Consider the following 14,190-nt stretch of genomic DNA (forward strand, 5'->3'; position numbering starts at 1 on the left):
GTCGCCTCATGGATCGGTTGTTTGAATTTGTCGTTAATCACTATGTTCTCGCCTCGCTGTTTGTGGCTTTTCTGGTCGCGATCCTGGTTTTGGAGTCCCGGCGTGGTGGCGCTAAAATTTCTGCTCAAGGTGCGGTTAGCCTGCTCAATCGCAACGAAGCCATAGTGGTTGATATTCGCGATCGTAAAGAATTTGCAGAGGGCCGCATTACCGGCTCTGTCAATATCCCGCTGAATGCTCTTAAAAGCCGTGCTGGCGAACTGAATAAGCACAAGGACAAGCAGATTATCGTGGCGGATAAAATGGGCCAGCATTCCGCCATGGCGGTTAAGCAGCTGAACGCCGAGGGGTATGCTAACGTCGTGCGTCTCAACGGTGGTGTGGGCGACTGGAAAGCCAGTAACCTGCCGCTGGTGAAGAAGTAAAAGCGCCGGCATAACTTGATCTGTGCGCCGATCTGCCGCACTGTTTCACATAATCAGGCACCGCTGAACAGTAGACTGTTCAGGCAGATGTAACCATAACAATGGGCCTTTGAGCCCAATCGACGACTCTTTACATAACGGAAAGGACTGAACATGGCTGAGAATCAGCAAGCCGCTGCAGGCAGTGACAACGAAAACAAGGCCCAGTTTGCCCTTCAGCGTATTTACGTGAAGGACCTGTCTTTTGAATCTCCGAACTCGCCAGTGGTGTTTCAAGAGCAATGGAAGCCGCAGGTGAACCTGGACTTGAACACCGCGCACACCAAGGTGAGCGATAACCAGTATGAGGTTGTGCTTTCTCTGACGGTTACGACCAAAATTGATGAAAAAGTCGCTTACATTGTTGAGATTCAGCAGGCGGGCGTCTTTCTGGTAGCTGGCATTGAAGGGCCGCAGCTTGGTCAGATGCTGGGCGCGTATTGCCCGACCATTTTGTTCCCCTATGCCCGTGAAGCAATTGACGGCGTAGTTAACAAAGGCAGCTTCCCGGCACTGATGCTGGCGCCAGTTAACTTTGACGCTATCTATGCTCAGGCGCTGCAGCGCAAGCAGGAAGAAGGGCAGGAAGAGACGCCCAAGGGCGAGCAGACACACTAACCCTGCCGTTTTTTAAAACCGCCCTCAAGCGCATCGCCCGATGCACACCTTGAGGGCGGTTTTGTTTTTTTAAGCCTCCACACAATCTCCTCTGTTTGCCTGATTCACGGTAATGCCTTGCGGTTACGCCCAAGCTGACTAAGTACTTGCTCTTACTTTTTTATTGACATGCGTCATTATCTAAACAAGAATGTTTCGCGTTCTTGTTCGCATTAGTATTTTCAATAATTTTCAGGGAGCGAAACTTTGTGAGTGGTGCGTGTAAAAAAGGTTGGTCTTTACCGTCATGGTTTTTCATGGCCACTTTTGCCCTGGGTGCTTGTGGGCGGGTAGCTGCAGACACGGGAGCCACAACAACCTCTTACCTTGATGAGATTGTGGTAACGGGGACTCGCTCTAATCGTACGATAGGCGATACCCCCGTGCGCACGGAAGTGGTCACCCGCAAGGAGCTGGAGAAAACCCACGCCAGAAACGTGGCCGAAGCCCTGGAAAACGTACCGGGTTTGCAGCTTCGTGCGATTCACGGCAAAGCCGGGCAGGAAGTGTGGATGCAGGGCATTAGCGCCGACCGGGTGCTGATTCTGGTAGACGGCCTGCCCATGACCGCCACCACCGGCTCTGCCGTGGATGTGAGCCAGCTGGCACTGCTGGATGTGAAGCGTATTGAGGTGGTGAAGGGCGCCGGCTCGGCACAGTACGGCAGTGCCGCCATTGGTGGCGTTATCAACGTGATTACCCGGGATATCAAGCCGGGCGTCAGTGGTGAGCTGACCCTGGATGGCGGCAGCTACGGCGACCAGAACCCGAGCGCGGAAAACCCGGATCTGGCGCGCTACGGTGCCCGCGCCAGTGTCGACATGGCCAGCGAACAACTGCGCCTGCGCCTGAGTGGCTCCCATCAGCACACCGACGGCCTGGACCCGGAGCCCGCCACCTGGGCCCGCCCCGGCGACGAATATGACCGCAACCAGTTCAGCTCCCGCCTTGAATGGCGGCCCAGTGATGGCCAGCGGCTGTTTGCCGAACTGGGCTATTTTGATGAGGCTTCCGGCTCGCGCTTTCTCACCGCCAAGGCCGGCACCACCCTGAAGCAGGGCAAGGAAGAGTCGGTTGAGCGCCAGCGGGCGGTGCTGGGCGGCAAACACAGCCTCACAGAACAGCAAACCCTGACCTGGAACCTGCTGCGGGAGGATCTGCAGGACGATACCTACAAATACTCGGCGTTCGGCACTTTTGATCAACGCCAGGCCAGCCAGGAGCTGTCGCAGGCCTCGGTGCACACGGAAGTCACGGTTGGCGATGACCACCTGCTGATGGTGGGGGCCGATTTGCACCACGAGACCCTGGAGCAGTCGGTAGACGGTGCCAGCGAACTGGTGGGCGGCGAGCGCTCCCGCAACAGCAAGGAGCTTTGGCTTCAGGATACCTGGATGCCCACCGAGCGCTGGGAATGGGTAGCCGGCCTGCGTGGCCAGCGCGATTCCGATTTTGGCAATCATTACGCCCCCAAGCTTAGCACCCGCTATGAACTCACCCCCGGCTGGGCCGCCAGCCAGTATCTGCGGGCCAGCTGGAGTGGTGGCTACCGGGTGCCCAACCTGAAAGAACGCTACTTCCGGTTTGATCACAGCCAGCTTGGCTATGTCGTACAGGGCAACCCCGACCTGCGCCCGGAAGTGTCACAGAACCTGCAGCTGGGCTGGGGGGTGAACTACCTGAGCGCCGGCTGGTTTGAAATCAATGCCTACCAGAACCTCATCGAAGACCTGATCCAGACCCAGTTTGACCCGGTGGCCACCGCCATTCGCGGCGACGGCGTGGATGTACACAGGTACGCCAACGTCGACAATGCCCGCACCCGCGGCGTGGAAACCACCGCTGGCTGGCAGTTCGCCCCCGGCTGGGAACTCACCGCCGGCTACACCTACACGGATGCCGAAGACCGGGCCACCGGCAAGGCCCTGCCCAAACGCCCACGGCACCAGGCCCGGCTGGGGCTGGACGGCCAGGCAGGCATTCCCGGTCTGAGCTGGTCGGTGCGCCTGCGCAACCAGAGCTCGGAATTTGTCGACACCAACGAGGCGATGAAATCACCCGGCTACACCACCGTGGATCTCAAGCTCAACCAGGCACTGGGCGACAACCTGCGCCTGTTCGCCGGCATCGACAACGTCACTGACAAGCAGCGGGATTTTGATGACAGCGACGATTTCGGCCCGGTGGCTGGTCGTTTTGTCTATCTGGGCGCAACGCTTGGCTTCAGCAAATAACAGTAAATCAACAAGGAGATGATGCATGAATAACACGCGGGTTTTTCTGGGGCTGGCGATATCCGCCACTTTATTGGCCGGTTGCGGGGGCAGTGATAACAACCTGGGGCCGAATGATGGGGGCGATCAGAACGATCAGAACGATCAGAACGATCAGAACGATCAGAACGAACAGTTCGAGCGGAAGGTAGTTGATGCCAAGTCATACGATAAAACCACGTATCTGAATCTGGATACCGGCAAGTTCGTGGAGCTAACCGAAGAGCAAGCCAAAACCTCCAATGCCTGGCATCTCGCGTTCAAGCGCGACAGCATTCAGGTGAACAGTGGTGCGATTGGTGGCGGCAACGTTAAGGGTGCGGTTCTTAACCCTCAGGATCAGTTTTATGACGCCAATGGTGAGCCCAAAATTACCCTTTTGAAACAAGCGGCAGACAACAAGTCTGAAGAAGCCGCTGTGCATGCTGATTACGCTGAGCCTGATACCTGGTATGGCGGCGAGGTGACCAATCGCTTTGGTGATAAATGGTACACCTACGACCGCACGACTCACTCAGTTGTAGAAGACAGCAGCGTAGGTTGGCTGGTGCGCTCGGCTGAGGGCAACAGTTACGCCCGTATGCGGGTTGAACAGCTCAAGTTTGATCCTAAGCCAAGCGCCACGGATAACAGTTTCCGCATCAGATTCGATGTCCAGCCTGAGGGGGTCGAACAGTTCACCAACAGCAATATCCTGTTTGAAGGCCCCTTGGCCCAACTGGAAACCTGCTTTGATTTCGATGCGGGCATTACTGGGGGTGCAGGGACCGATGCAGGGAGTACCGTAGATTGCGCAGGCTCTAACCTTTGGGACATCAAGTTGGTGTTTGATGTGAACGCTCGTAGCCTTGAGTTGCGCACAAACAGCGGCGCTTCTGGAGACGGTGACGGCGGAGCTCTGGGCGAGTTTCCTTGGGACGATCTCCTGGATTATGGCAAGGCCACAGAAGAACCCGTTAGCGGTAAATCCCTCGTAAATCTTTACGCCCTGGACGCCAGCGGTGTGTTCAATGTGAAGAGCTGGTATGCCTATGACCCCAGTAAGCACGTGCTTCGCCCCAACTATCGCGTCTACGCCATAGACACAGACGCCAGTGACCCATCCTCACCGATTTACTCCGTTCAGATTGCCGGTTACTACGGCGAAGATGCCGAAAGTGGCCAGCCTATCGTTCACTGGACCGATGCTTCATTCAAACAAGGAGAAAACTGAAATGACCGCAACAATGGAAGCCCCACAGCAACAGCAAGAATCCACCCTCAACAGCCGCTGGCAGGCATTGCTGGCGGAACAGCCGAAACTGCGCATCCGCAACGCTGCCAATGAACTGGGGGTAAGCGAACTGGAACTGCTGCTTTGCCGCAGCGAGGGCGTGCAGCCACTCAAACCCGAGTTCGGCGAGTTGATGAAGGCCATGGATCCGGTGGGGGATGTGATGATCCTTACCCGCAACGATCAGGCCGTGCACGAGATCACAGCCTCCTTCAACAAGTTCACCGTGACCGGCAAAGGCGCCATGGGCCTGGCGGTAGGCGACATTGATGTGCGCGTGTTCTTCAACAGCTGGGCGCACGGTTATCTGGTTACCGAAAACACCGGCAAGATCACCCGGGAAAGCCTGCAGTTCTTCAATGCCCACGGCATGGCGCTGCACAAGATCTACAAAACCGACGCCACGAACGCAGCCGCCTGGGATGCCCTGGTGGGCGAGTATTTAAACCCCTCCGCTGAAGCGCCGGTGCTGACGGCTGCACCGGCCCCGGCCGAGCGCACCGACCCCAGCGAGGTGGATGTAGACGCCTTGCAGGAAGACTGGTCGAAACTCAAAGACGTGCACCACTTCCACGCCATGCTCAAACGCAACAAGGTAGACCGGCAAACAGCTGTAGAGCTGGTGGGTTCCGAATGGGTAACCCGGTTGAAAACCTCAACCGACCAGGTGCTTTCGCCGCTGGACCAGATTCTGGAACAAGCCAAATCCAGTCAGTGCGCCATCATGGTGTTTGTGGGCAACCCGGGCATTGTGCAGATTTTTGCCGGCACCGTGGACAACGTCAAACGCAGCGGCCCCTGGATGAACGTGCTCGACAAAGGCTTCAACCTGCACGCCAACACCGATGGCATCAGCGACTGGTTTGTGGTGCGCCGGCCCTCCAGCGACGGCATCATCACCTCACTGGAGGGCTACAACGCCCGGGGCGAGATTGTGGTTACGCTGTTTGGTGACCGCAAGCCGGGTATCCCGGAATCCGAACACTGGCAGCGGGAAGTGGCGGCCCTGGAGAAAGCGCTATGCGCCTGATGGCTGTGGCTGCCCGTTGGGCAGCCTGTGTATCCTTCGCGGCAATTACGCTGGCGGCATCGGCGGCACAAGCGGGCGAGCCGGAGGTGAGGTCAGAGCCACGAATAGTCAGTGCCGATGGCAGCCTGACCGAAACGGTATACGCGCTGGGCGCGGAAGACGCTCTGGTAGGGGTAGACACCACCAGCAACTACCCCAGGGCCGTGAATGAACTGCCCAAGGTAGGCTACCTGCGGGCGCTGCCGTTTGAAGGCGTGCTGGCACTGAAGCCGGATGTGCTCTTGACCACGGATGAGGCAGAGCCTGCCAAAACCCTGGAGCGGCTGGCAAAGGCAGGTGTAGAGGTTGTCCAGCTTCCGGTGGCCAGATCACCGGCCGACACCCTGGCCCGCATTCGTGAAGTGGGCCGGGTCGTGGGCAAGGAAGCCCGGGCCAAGGCCATGGCAGCCAGCATTCAGAAGCGGGTGGCTGCGGTAGAAGCGGCGCAAAGTGGCACGCCGGCCCGGGTGCTGTTCCTGATGGCGGCGGGCGACCATGGGGTAATGATTGCCGGCCAGGGAACCGCCGGCCAGGCGTTGCTGGAATCTGTAGGTGCCCGCAATGCCATGGCCGATGTGCGCGGCTACAAGCCCGCCAACCGTGAAGCGCTTCTGGCCTCGCAGCCGGATGCCATTGTGGTGGCCGAATCCCGCCCCGGGCAGTTCCGTATTGACCAATGGCCCCAGCTGGCGGCGCTGGATGCCTGGAAACAGGGCCGGCACTATGTTGGCGACAGCATGCTGCTGCTGGGCTTCGGCCCCAGGCTGTCCCAGGCCATGGAAGCCGTGGCCAACTTGCTGACAGAGGTGGAGCAGGTTGCCAGCAATGGTCACTGATGCCTCTGGCCGGCTCGCCCGGGGGCCGGCCCTGCTGCTGATATTGGCGGCGGCACTGGCAGTTTCGCTGGTGTCCGTAACCAGCGGCGCCTACCCGCTTTCCACCGGTGATATCCTGGGTGTGCTGGTGGGCAGTCTTGAAGATGAGGTTGCCACCATGGTGCTTATGGATGTGCGCCTGCCACGGCTGGTGCTGGGCTTTCTGGTGGGTGCCGTGCTGGCGGTTTCGGGGGCGTTGCTGCAAGGGTTGTTTCGCAACCCCCTGGCCGACCCCGGGTTGATTGGCGTTTCTGCCGGCGCCTCGCTGGCGGCCATTGCGGTGATTGTACTGGGCGGCACCTGGCTGGGTGGCTGGGTAGACCTGGCCGGCGCCTGGGCCTTGCCCATCGCCGCGTTTATCGGCGGCAGTGGCACTGTGTTTCTGGCCTGGCGCATTGCCCGCAGGGCCGGGCAAACCTCGGTGGCGACCTTGCTGCTGGCGGGTATTGCCATTAACGCCATTGCCGGTGCCGGCACTGGCTTGCTGACCTTCTATTCCTCCGATGAAGAATTACGCTCGCTCACCTTCTGGACCATGGGCAGCCTGGGCCATGCAGCCTGGGATGATGTCGCCATGGCCGCGCCCTGGTTGTTGCTGGCGCTGTGTGCGGCGCCGTTTCTGGCGCGGCCACTGGACGCCTTTTTGCTGGGCGAGCAGGTGGTTGGCCACCTGGGTTACAACACCGACTGGACCAAGCGCGCCGCCATTCTGATTGCTGGCCTGGGAGTGGGCGCAGCAGTTGCAGTCAGTGGCCTGATTGGCTTTGTTGGCCTGGTGGTGCCGCATCTGGTGCGGCATACCCTGGGGGCAGGACACCGCGTTGTGATTCCTGCCAGTGCCCTGGCCGGTGGCACCCTGCTGGTGGGAGCAGACTGCCTGGCCCGGGTGGTGGTGGCGCCGGCTGAGTTGCCTATCGGGTTGATGATGGCGCTGATCGGCGGGCCGTTTTTTCTGTTGTTACTAATGCGAACGAGGGTGGTGTGATGCTTTTGCAGGTCGACGGCTTGGGTGTGTCTCTTTCTGGCAAGCCAATTGTTCGTGATCTCGGCTTTCAGCTGGATGCGGGTGAGCTACTTGTGGTACTTGGCCCCAACGGTGCCGGCAAATCTACCCTGCTTAAAGGGCTGGCGGGCGAACACAAGATGGGTGCCGGGCAGGTAACATTTGCCGGGCAACCACTGAAAAACTGGTCAAACAAAAAGCTGGCCCAGCAACGGGCGGTTATGCCGCAACGGGTGGAAGTGAACTTCCCGTTAACGGTAGAAGAAATCGTGCGCTTGGGCCGTCCGGCTGAGCCCCTGTCGAAAAGCGCGGGCATTCTCGAAGAGCTCATGGCGCTGCTGGATATAACCCATTTACGACACCGCCTTGCGCCAGGCTTGTCCGGCGGCGAGCAACAGCGGGTTCAGCTGGCCCGGGTGTTGGCGCAAATATGGGACACCCAAGAGCCGGTGTTGCTGTTGCTGGATGAATGCACCTCGGCGTTGGACCCGGCACATCAACAGCAGGTGTTTTCACTGCTCCGGCAGCTGGCAAAGCGACGAGGTTTTGCCGTGCTGGCTGTCGCCCACGATCTCAATCTGGCAGCCAGATTTGCAGACCGGTTGCTGTTACTTCATCAGGGCCAATGCCATATCGCCGGACAGCCATCAGACGTGCTAACAGAGTCTGTGCTGGCAGAGGTTTACGGTTTGTCGGCAAGGATTCTGGAGCTGGAAGAAGGCTACCCACTGGTGATTCCCCGGGATGATGAGCCGGTATCGGCTTACGCAGGACCTTCATTTTCGACGGTTGCGCCCGTAAACCCGAGCTGTCGCCAGGCTTCGTAAACTACCAGCGCGGTGGTGTTGGACAGATTCAGGCTGCGGCTATTCGGGCACATGGGAACTTTCAAGCAATGTTCGGTTGGTAAGCCTTCGCGTACCTTTACCGGCAGGCCCCGGGTTTCCGGACCAAACATCAAATAGTCACCATCCTGATACGTAACCTGGTGGTAGTAACGGGAGCCCTTGGTGGTTAAGCCAAAGAGCCGCTCAGGCTGCTCACTCTCAAGAAACGCCTGATAGCTTTTGTGAACCTTTACCCTGGCATATTCGCTGTAATCCAGCCCGGCCCGGCGCATCTGTTTGTCTTCCAGGGTAAAGCCCAGAGGCTCAATCAGATGCAGCCGGCAACCGGTATTGGCGCACAGCCGGATGATGTTCCCCGTATTGGGAGGTATCTCAGGCTCGTACAGCACCACGTTCAGCATTGCGATTTAGCGTTCCACAGCCAGGGCAACGCCCATGCCGCCACCAATGCAAAGGGTTGCGAGGCCCTTGTTAGCATCACGGCGAACCATTTCGTGCAGTAGCGACACCAGAATGCGGCAGCCAGAAGCGCCGATTGGGTGGCCCAGAGCAATGGCACCGCCGTTTACGTTTACCTTATTAGTGTCCCAGCCCAGATCGCGGTTTACGGAGATAGCCTGAGCGGCGAACGCCTCGTTAGCCTCAATCAAATCCAGATCGTCCACATCCCAGTCGGCCAGTTTCAGGCAGCGCTGAGTGGCAGGTATCGGGCCTGTGCCCATAATGGTCGGCTCTACGCCGGCATTGGCGTGGGCCCTGATGGTGGCTAGCGGTGTAAGCCCCAGTTCTTTGGCTTTCTCGGCGCTGCACACCATAACGGCCGCCGCACCATCGTTCAGGGAGGACGCATTGGCGGCGGTTACCGTGCCATCTTTCTTGAACGCCGGGCGTAGCTTGGCAAGGCCTTCGCCGGTTACGCCATCGCGGGGGCCTTCGTCTTTGCTTACTACTATCGGGTCGCCCTTACGCTGGGGGATAGACACAGGCACGATTTCACCATCAAAACGGCCAGCCTCGCGGGCGGCAACCGCCTTTTGCTGGGAGGCTGCTGCGAACTCATCCTGCTCTTCACGGCTAATGCCGTACTTCTCGACAATATTCTCGGCGGTTACCCCCATGTGGTAATCGTTGAAAACGTCCCACAGGCCGTCGGTAACCATGGTGTCGATCATGGTCCAGTTGCCCATGCGCTGGCCGTTGCGGCTATTGGGTAGAACGTGGGGCGCCAGGCTCATGCTTTCCTGACCGCCGGCGATAATCATGTCGGCATCGCCACAGCGAATCGCCTGAGTTGCCATATGAACAGCTTTAAGACCGGAACCACACACCTTGTTAATGGTCATTGCGGGCACGGAAGCTGGAATGCCAGCATTGATGGCCGATTGGCGTGCAGGGTTCTGGCCCGAGCCTGCGGTTAGTACCTGGCCCAGCACCACTTCATTGATTTGGTCGCCAGCAACACCGGTCTCTTTTAACAGGTCTTTGATCACGGCAGTGCCAAGCTGATCCGCACGAAGGCTGGACAGGCCTCCGCCAAACGTACCTATGGCAGTGCGTTTGGCGGCAACAATAACGACATCACGCATGGAAACTCTCCCATTAATAGTTGTACTGTGTCGGGTAGAAAAGCCAGGTCTCTAGCCCCACAGAATTAAAAGCTGCGCGCATTGTAGCCCCAAAGGCCGAGCCGGCAAAAGCACAGAGCGAACCCTGAGTTAACGGCACACTGCTTGAGATATACGCGCCAGGCGTTCCGCACGTATTGCACTACCCAGCTCTTTGCCGGCAAAGCCTTGTGAGATCAGTGCTTGAGGGTCAACACCCGAGGCCGCATCAGCGGCATTTTTGAGTGGGGTCAGCAGTGCCTGGTCACTATTGGAAAGCGTGCATTCCAGTACATTGACCAACTGTGCGAAGCGTTCGGGCCGCCGCCACACATCGACTTTTTCCAGCAACTGAAGCAGCGCGCTTGCATCCGGTTGCGAGGGGTCGAGCTGTCGGATGACCGGAATAGATGCCGCAATCAATCGCGCAAGTTGCTGGCAATCATTCGGTGCTTTCAGAGCTTTGGCTCTTGCCATGCAGGCGGGTTCATCGAGTGTGCACAGCAGTGCGGCAAAGCGTTCAGCTGTTGAGCCTTTCAGTGCGTGAATACGTTGAAGGGCCTTCATGGCCGCGTTGAATTCAGTATCGGGATTAAGCTCGGGGACCAGCACCGCGAGAGCATTGCAGTCCCGTAGCACCTGAAAAAACGTGCAAGGCGACTGTTCATGGATCGCCCGCTGAGTCTCTTGCCAAACCCGCTCGGCTACAAGGTGTTCTACTTCGCCCTCGGCCACCATGGTGCGCATCAAGATCATGGTGTCTGTGCACACACTAAAACCTAAAGGTTGGAAGCGGGCTGCGAACCGGGCGGTTCTCAGAATGCGCAGGGGGTCCTCTTTGAAGGCCTCCGATACGTGGCGCAGCTCTCGCGCTTCAAGGTCCTTTCTGCCGTTAAAGGGATCGGTTAGTTCACCTTCTTCTGAGCGCGCCATGGCGTTAATGGTGAGATCCCGGCGCAGCAGGTCTTCCTCAAGGGTGACATCCGGCGCGCTGTAAACGCTGAAACCGTGGTAGCCGTGGCCCTGCTTGCGTTCGGTGCGGGCCAGGGCGTATTCCTCGTGGGTTTTCGGGTGCAGGAATACGGGGAAGTCTGAACCTACCTGGGTAAAGCCCTTGGCAAGCATTTGCTTTGGGGTGGCGCCAACCACCACCCAGTCCCGGTCTTTGACTCTCAGGCCCAGTAACTTATCGCGAACGGCGCCGCCAACCAGATAGGTTTGCATGAAGGATAGGGTTCCTTTCTGAGAAGTGTCCGGGAATTATCCGTTTCCCGGTGGGATCAGGCAAACTTCGTTACTCTGAGGTGTTCACCTGATCCCCAATAGCTACGCTTGAAGCAGAATCAGAAAGCTGCGCCAAGTTCCAGGGCTGCACCCATATCCGCATCGCTAATCAACGCACCAAGATCAAGCCGCGCGCCAAATACATTCAGGCCAATACCTGCGGTAAACTGGGTTTCTTCGGCAATGCCATCGTTGTCGTCGTTGCTGGCCAGGTTATAGCGAGCACCTACACGCAGCTGGGCGTAGCGCCAGGCATCAAACTCTGCACCTAAAGCAACCCATTGGGTGTCGTCTTCAAACCCGAAGGCTTCTTTTTTGGTCAGGTCTACTTCGGCGGTTACCACGTGGTAGTTGCTCTTGTGGGCAATGCCCACGGTGGCCATGGGGTTCAGTTCGAGGGTGCGAACCTTTTCGTCAAGGTCAGAACGGCTTGCCGCTGAGTCCAACTCCATGGGAATCAGGTTTTTGATGGCAATGCCAGCGTTCCACTGCTTCTCGTCGCCAAAGGCGTAAGCTGCACCTATGTCCAGGTTGAAGCCGCTCTTTTCAGTTTGATATTCATCGCCATCAAACTCGTCATCCTCGAAACCTGAAACGCTCTCTGTGTACTGAAAAGTTTGTAGCTGGACATACTTTGGAGAAATGCCCAATTGAATGGCGCTGCCATTATTCAGTTCCAGTGCATGCGCAAGGGAGATCCCGAACTCGCCCACGGCAGAAGCCAGAATGCGCCCTCGTGAATCGAAAATAATATTTCCATCCTGATCAACAGCGGCGGAGTTAACGACATTCTGCACGTCTGTGGGTGTTCCGGTTTGTGCAGTGTTAACAACGTTGTCCAGGAATATTCGGTCGTCACTTGAAAGCTCCCCACGTACCGTCGCAGTGAGGTTTGCATTGGTGAAAAAACCGACTGACAAGGCTTTACTTGGAACTGCAAGCGCAAGGCCCAACCCAATATTGGCGCGGACTGTATCTTTGTCAAAGCCGACTAGACGATCTCTCAAATCTGCAGACGACCTGGCCAGTTCATTTGTACTTTGTTGCGAAGGACTGGTTTTAATGCTGCTCACAAGTTGATCAAAGTCGTCGATAACGTCCTGAATATCATCAACCTGATCAATCGTTTCTTCCTCATCTGCAACCCGTGCATTGACAGACGGCAAGGTAAGGCTGAAATCATCTGACCATGAGTGGTGATCCGCAGCCATCATAGCCGGGTTAGCTGAGGTAGCGTTTGAAGGGTGAGCAACCGCCACCCCGGTTCCCCCCATAGCAAACGAGCGTGAAGACATAAACGCCTGAGGGCTGGCCAACGCAGAGGTGGCGGCAACGGATAATCCTACGGCAATGAACAGTCTGGACAAGCGGTATTGATGCATTTGGGTACCTGTGCAAAAAGAGAGTGTTGTTAAGTTATTAAGAAAGTGAAATGTTAGAACAATATCGGTGCCTGAACATGCCGTATGCGGTAACGGTTTGTTTTTGATATGTAAGCGGAGCACCGAGCTTTCGGCATGGCGGAAGGTGAGCAACTGACCGGCATAAAGTTGCCACCTGTAAGGGTGTATCAAGATACAAGCACGCAGGCTGGGCTTTAAAAGGCGGAGGGTTAAACCTGGCATGAAATTTTCATGCTTTTTGGGTGTGCGATAGATTTTGCGAATTTTGTCCGGGTTCTTGCCGGTGGAGAATTGCTCATGTTGAAAAACGGGTCTGTTACCTGCTTTGTACCCCAACGCCTGGCTCTCATTTTTGGCCTGGGTTTCCTGTTGTTTTCAGGTCAGGTCTCAGCTCATGGGCAAATGCCTGCAGATAAGCCAGAGCCGGTTAAGAATGAGCGTGAACCGGTTAATCTGGTGGTGACCAAAGAGGTCGGGCGGACTCAGGGTGTGCTCGATGCTTATGCAAAGGCGATCCGTGAGGAGCGCGGAATAGAGGAATTTGAGCCTGAAACACTGTGCCCAAGTGCTGACGCGCCGAAATATCGGAAAAAGCTGGCTGTTGCCGGTTTTCCCCTTGAGCATCCGGAGCAATCGGTGTTTGGTGACTTGAAGGATGTGGGTAAAACGGTTTCCACGTCACTCTACCAGAGGTTTGAGCAGTCAGAGCAGGTGCAGACGTTCTCTGTGCCGCGGTGGCAGATGTACGCCAGTCGCATCACAGCGCCCACGATGAGGGTGGGCTCTGGCAACAGGCTTGGTAAGTACTCTGCGGTCAGTCGTGAGATGGGAGCCCAGTTTGTGGTGTCCGGAGTCATCCGGGAGGTTGGCATAAATGACCCGAGTGCCTGGGATACGGATTACAGTTCGAAAATTAAGGGCGCCTTATTCGGATCGGACAACAGCCGGAACTTTGAGCTGGATATGGTTGTGCACGATGGCTATACCGGAAGAGTGATTATGGAAAAGCGGTATTCAGGTTCTGGCCGCTGGAATGTGTCTCGGCACAGCGAGGTAACGTTTGGCTCTCCCCGGTTTTTTGAGACGGCATACGGCAAGGCTGTCGAAAAGGTGTTAAGTGAAATGACGTCTGATGTGATTACCCAGCTTGATTGCCAGCCCATGATTGTCCCGATTATTGAGGTGACAGGGAAGGATCTGTTACTGGATGCAGGAACACCTTCAGGTTTGCTGCCAGGCGCAAAAATGAAGTTGGTTCGGGCTGAAGGTTCGCTGGCCAGGCCAGACGAACCGGCCCAACTCTGGGATACGGATGTAGAGCTGCATATTCACAGCCTGTCGCTGGATTCGGCAAGGGCCTGGATGCCGAAGCTCGGCTCGCAGATTAATATCCAGAAAGGCGACTACGCCGTTATTCACTAACACAGCGTAGACTAA

The 14,190-nt window shown here is 57.1% G+C and carries 13 protein-coding genes; 9 read left to right on the forward strand and 4 right to left on the reverse strand.

Translation table 11 applies throughout. The features are described 5' to 3' along the window. The first annotated feature begins 8 nt into the window (after positions 1–8). The 8 genes from ACTHYN_RS07730 (at position 9) to ACTHYN_RS07765 (ending at position 8,441) form a co-directional block, all read left to right on the forward strand. A complete protein-coding gene (locus tag ACTHYN_RS07730; RefSeq protein ID WP_441811878.1) occupies positions 9–425 on the forward strand; it encodes a rhodanese-like domain-containing protein in 417 nt (138 codons plus the stop codon). A gap of 153 nt (positions 426–578) precedes the next feature. Further along, positions 579–1,082 (forward strand): protein-export chaperone SecB, encoded by a 504-nt coding sequence (gene secB, locus ACTHYN_RS07735; RefSeq protein WP_441811879.1) that lies wholly within the window; start codon positions 579–581, stop codon positions 1,080–1,082. A gap of 296 nt (positions 1,083–1,378) precedes the next feature. After that, a complete protein-coding gene (locus ACTHYN_RS07740; protein ID WP_441811880.1) occupies positions 1,379–3,355 on the forward strand; it encodes a TonB-dependent receptor plug domain-containing protein in 1,977 nt (658 codons plus the stop codon). A 25-nt stretch (positions 3,356–3,380) separates the two neighbouring features. Then, the gene (locus ACTHYN_RS07745) at positions 3,381–4,607 is read left to right on the forward strand and encodes an HmuY family protein (protein ID WP_441811881.1); all 1,227 of its coding nucleotides are present in this window, start codon (positions 3,381–3,383) and stop codon (positions 4,605–4,607) included. Position 4,608: 1 nt separating this feature from the next. Further along, complete coding sequence (locus ACTHYN_RS07750; RefSeq protein ID WP_441811882.1) at positions 4,609–5,697, forward strand: hemin-degrading factor; 1,089 nt, start codon at positions 4,609–4,611, stop codon at positions 5,695–5,697. Next, on the forward strand, positions 5,688–6,572 hold the full coding sequence (locus ACTHYN_RS07755; RefSeq protein ID WP_441811883.1) for a heme/hemin ABC transporter substrate-binding protein: 885 nt from the start codon (positions 5,688–5,690) through the stop codon (positions 6,570–6,572). Before ACTHYN_RS07750 ends, ACTHYN_RS07755 begins: the two co-directional genes overlap by 10 nt. Continuing rightward, positions 6,562–7,596, forward strand: a complete 1,035-nt coding sequence (locus ACTHYN_RS07760; RefSeq protein ID WP_441811884.1) for a FecCD family ABC transporter permease — start codon at positions 6,562–6,564, stop codon at positions 7,594–7,596. The genes ACTHYN_RS07755 and ACTHYN_RS07760 overlap by 11 nt, the downstream gene beginning before the upstream one ends. Next, entirely contained in the window at positions 7,596–8,441 is an 846-nt protein-coding gene (locus ACTHYN_RS07765) for a heme ABC transporter ATP-binding protein (protein ID WP_441811924.1), read from the forward strand. The genes ACTHYN_RS07760 and ACTHYN_RS07765 overlap by 1 nt, the downstream gene beginning before the upstream one ends. Here the strand turns inward: ACTHYN_RS07765 and trmL are convergent. The 4 genes from trmL to traF all read right to left on the reverse strand — a co-directional run bounded on the left by trmL (position 8,378) and on the right by traF (position 12,732). Next, positions 8,378–8,863 carry a tRNA (uridine(34)/cytosine(34)/5-carboxymethylaminomethyluridine(34)-2'-O)-methyltransferase TrmL gene (trmL, locus tag ACTHYN_RS07770; RefSeq protein ID WP_441811885.1) on the reverse strand — a complete coding sequence of 162 codons (486 nt, stop codon included), beginning with the start codon at positions 8,861–8,863 and terminating at the stop codon, positions 8,378–8,380. The genes ACTHYN_RS07765 and trmL overlap by 64 nt on opposite strands. A gap of 6 nt (positions 8,864–8,869) precedes the next feature. Beyond that, a complete protein-coding gene (locus ACTHYN_RS07775; RefSeq protein ID WP_441811886.1) occupies positions 8,870–10,048 on the reverse strand; it encodes an acetyl-CoA C-acetyltransferase in 1,179 nt (392 codons plus the stop codon). Between the two features lie 129 nt (positions 10,049–10,177). After that, on the reverse strand, positions 10,178–11,290 hold the full coding sequence (locus ACTHYN_RS07780) for a multifunctional CCA tRNA nucleotidyl transferase/2'3'-cyclic phosphodiesterase/2'nucleotidase/phosphatase (protein ID WP_441811887.1): 1,113 nt from the start codon (positions 11,288–11,290) through the stop codon (positions 10,178–10,180). A 119-nt stretch (positions 11,291–11,409) separates the two neighbouring features. After that, positions 11,410–12,732, reverse strand: a complete 1,323-nt coding sequence (traF, locus tag ACTHYN_RS07785; protein WP_441811888.1) for a conjugal transfer protein TraF — start codon at positions 12,730–12,732, stop codon at positions 11,410–11,412. Between the two features lie 318 nt (positions 12,733–13,050). Between traF and ACTHYN_RS07790 the strand changes: the two genes are divergently transcribed. After that, positions 13,051–14,175 carry a flagella assembly protein FlgT middle domain-containing protein gene (locus ACTHYN_RS07790; RefSeq protein WP_441811889.1) on the forward strand — a complete coding sequence of 375 codons (1,125 nt, stop codon included), beginning with the start codon at positions 13,051–13,053 and terminating at the stop codon, positions 14,173–14,175. The last annotated feature ends 15 nt before the right edge of the window (positions 14,176–14,190 follow it).

Source organism: Marinobacter sp. (assembly GCF_052091845.1).
Lineage (GTDB): Bacteria > Pseudomonadota > Gammaproteobacteria > Pseudomonadales > Oleiphilaceae > Marinobacter.

What these genes read in the sequence shown, in the direction of transcription:
- ACTHYN_RS07730 (WP_441811878.1), top strand. Translation starts at nt 9, where the DNA reads ATGGATCGGTTGTTTGAATTTGTCGTTAATCACTATGTTCTCGCCTCG.
- secB (WP_441811879.1), top strand. Translation starts at nt 579, where the DNA reads ATGGCTGAGAATCAGCAAGCCGCTGCAGGCAGTGACAACGAAAACAAG.
- ACTHYN_RS07740 (WP_441811880.1), top strand. Translation starts at nt 1,379, where the DNA reads ATGGCCACTTTTGCCCTGGGTGCTTGTGGGCGGGTAGCTGCAGACACG.
- ACTHYN_RS07745 (WP_441811881.1), top strand. Translation starts at nt 3,381, where the DNA reads ATGAATAACACGCGGGTTTTTCTGGGGCTGGCGATATCCGCCACTTTA.
- ACTHYN_RS07750 (WP_441811882.1), top strand. Translation starts at nt 4,609, where the DNA reads ATGACCGCAACAATGGAAGCCCCACAGCAACAGCAAGAATCCACCCTC.
- ACTHYN_RS07755 (WP_441811883.1), top strand. Translation starts at nt 5,688, where the DNA reads ATGCGCCTGATGGCTGTGGCTGCCCGTTGGGCAGCCTGTGTATCCTTC.
- ACTHYN_RS07760 (WP_441811884.1), top strand. Translation starts at nt 6,562, where the DNA reads ATGGTCACTGATGCCTCTGGCCGGCTCGCCCGGGGGCCGGCCCTGCTG.
- ACTHYN_RS07765 (WP_441811924.1), top strand. Translation starts at nt 7,596, where the DNA reads ATGCTTTTGCAGGTCGACGGCTTGGGTGTGTCTCTTTCTGGCAAGCCA.
- trmL (WP_441811885.1), bottom strand. Translation starts at nt 8,863, where the DNA reads ATGCTGAACGTGGTGCTGTACGAGCCTGAGATACCTCCCAATACGGGG.
- ACTHYN_RS07775 (WP_441811886.1), bottom strand. Translation starts at nt 10,048, where the DNA reads ATGCGTGATGTCGTTATTGTTGCCGCCAAACGCACTGCCATAGGTACG.
- ACTHYN_RS07780 (WP_441811887.1), bottom strand. Translation starts at nt 11,290, where the DNA reads ATGCAAACCTATCTGGTTGGCGGCGCCGTTCGCGATAAGTTACTGGGC.
- traF (WP_441811888.1), bottom strand. Translation starts at nt 12,732, where the DNA reads ATGCATCAATACCGCTTGTCCAGACTGTTCATTGCCGTAGGATTATCC.
- ACTHYN_RS07790 (WP_441811889.1), top strand. Translation starts at nt 13,051, where the DNA reads ATGTTGAAAAACGGGTCTGTTACCTGCTTTGTACCCCAACGCCTGGCT.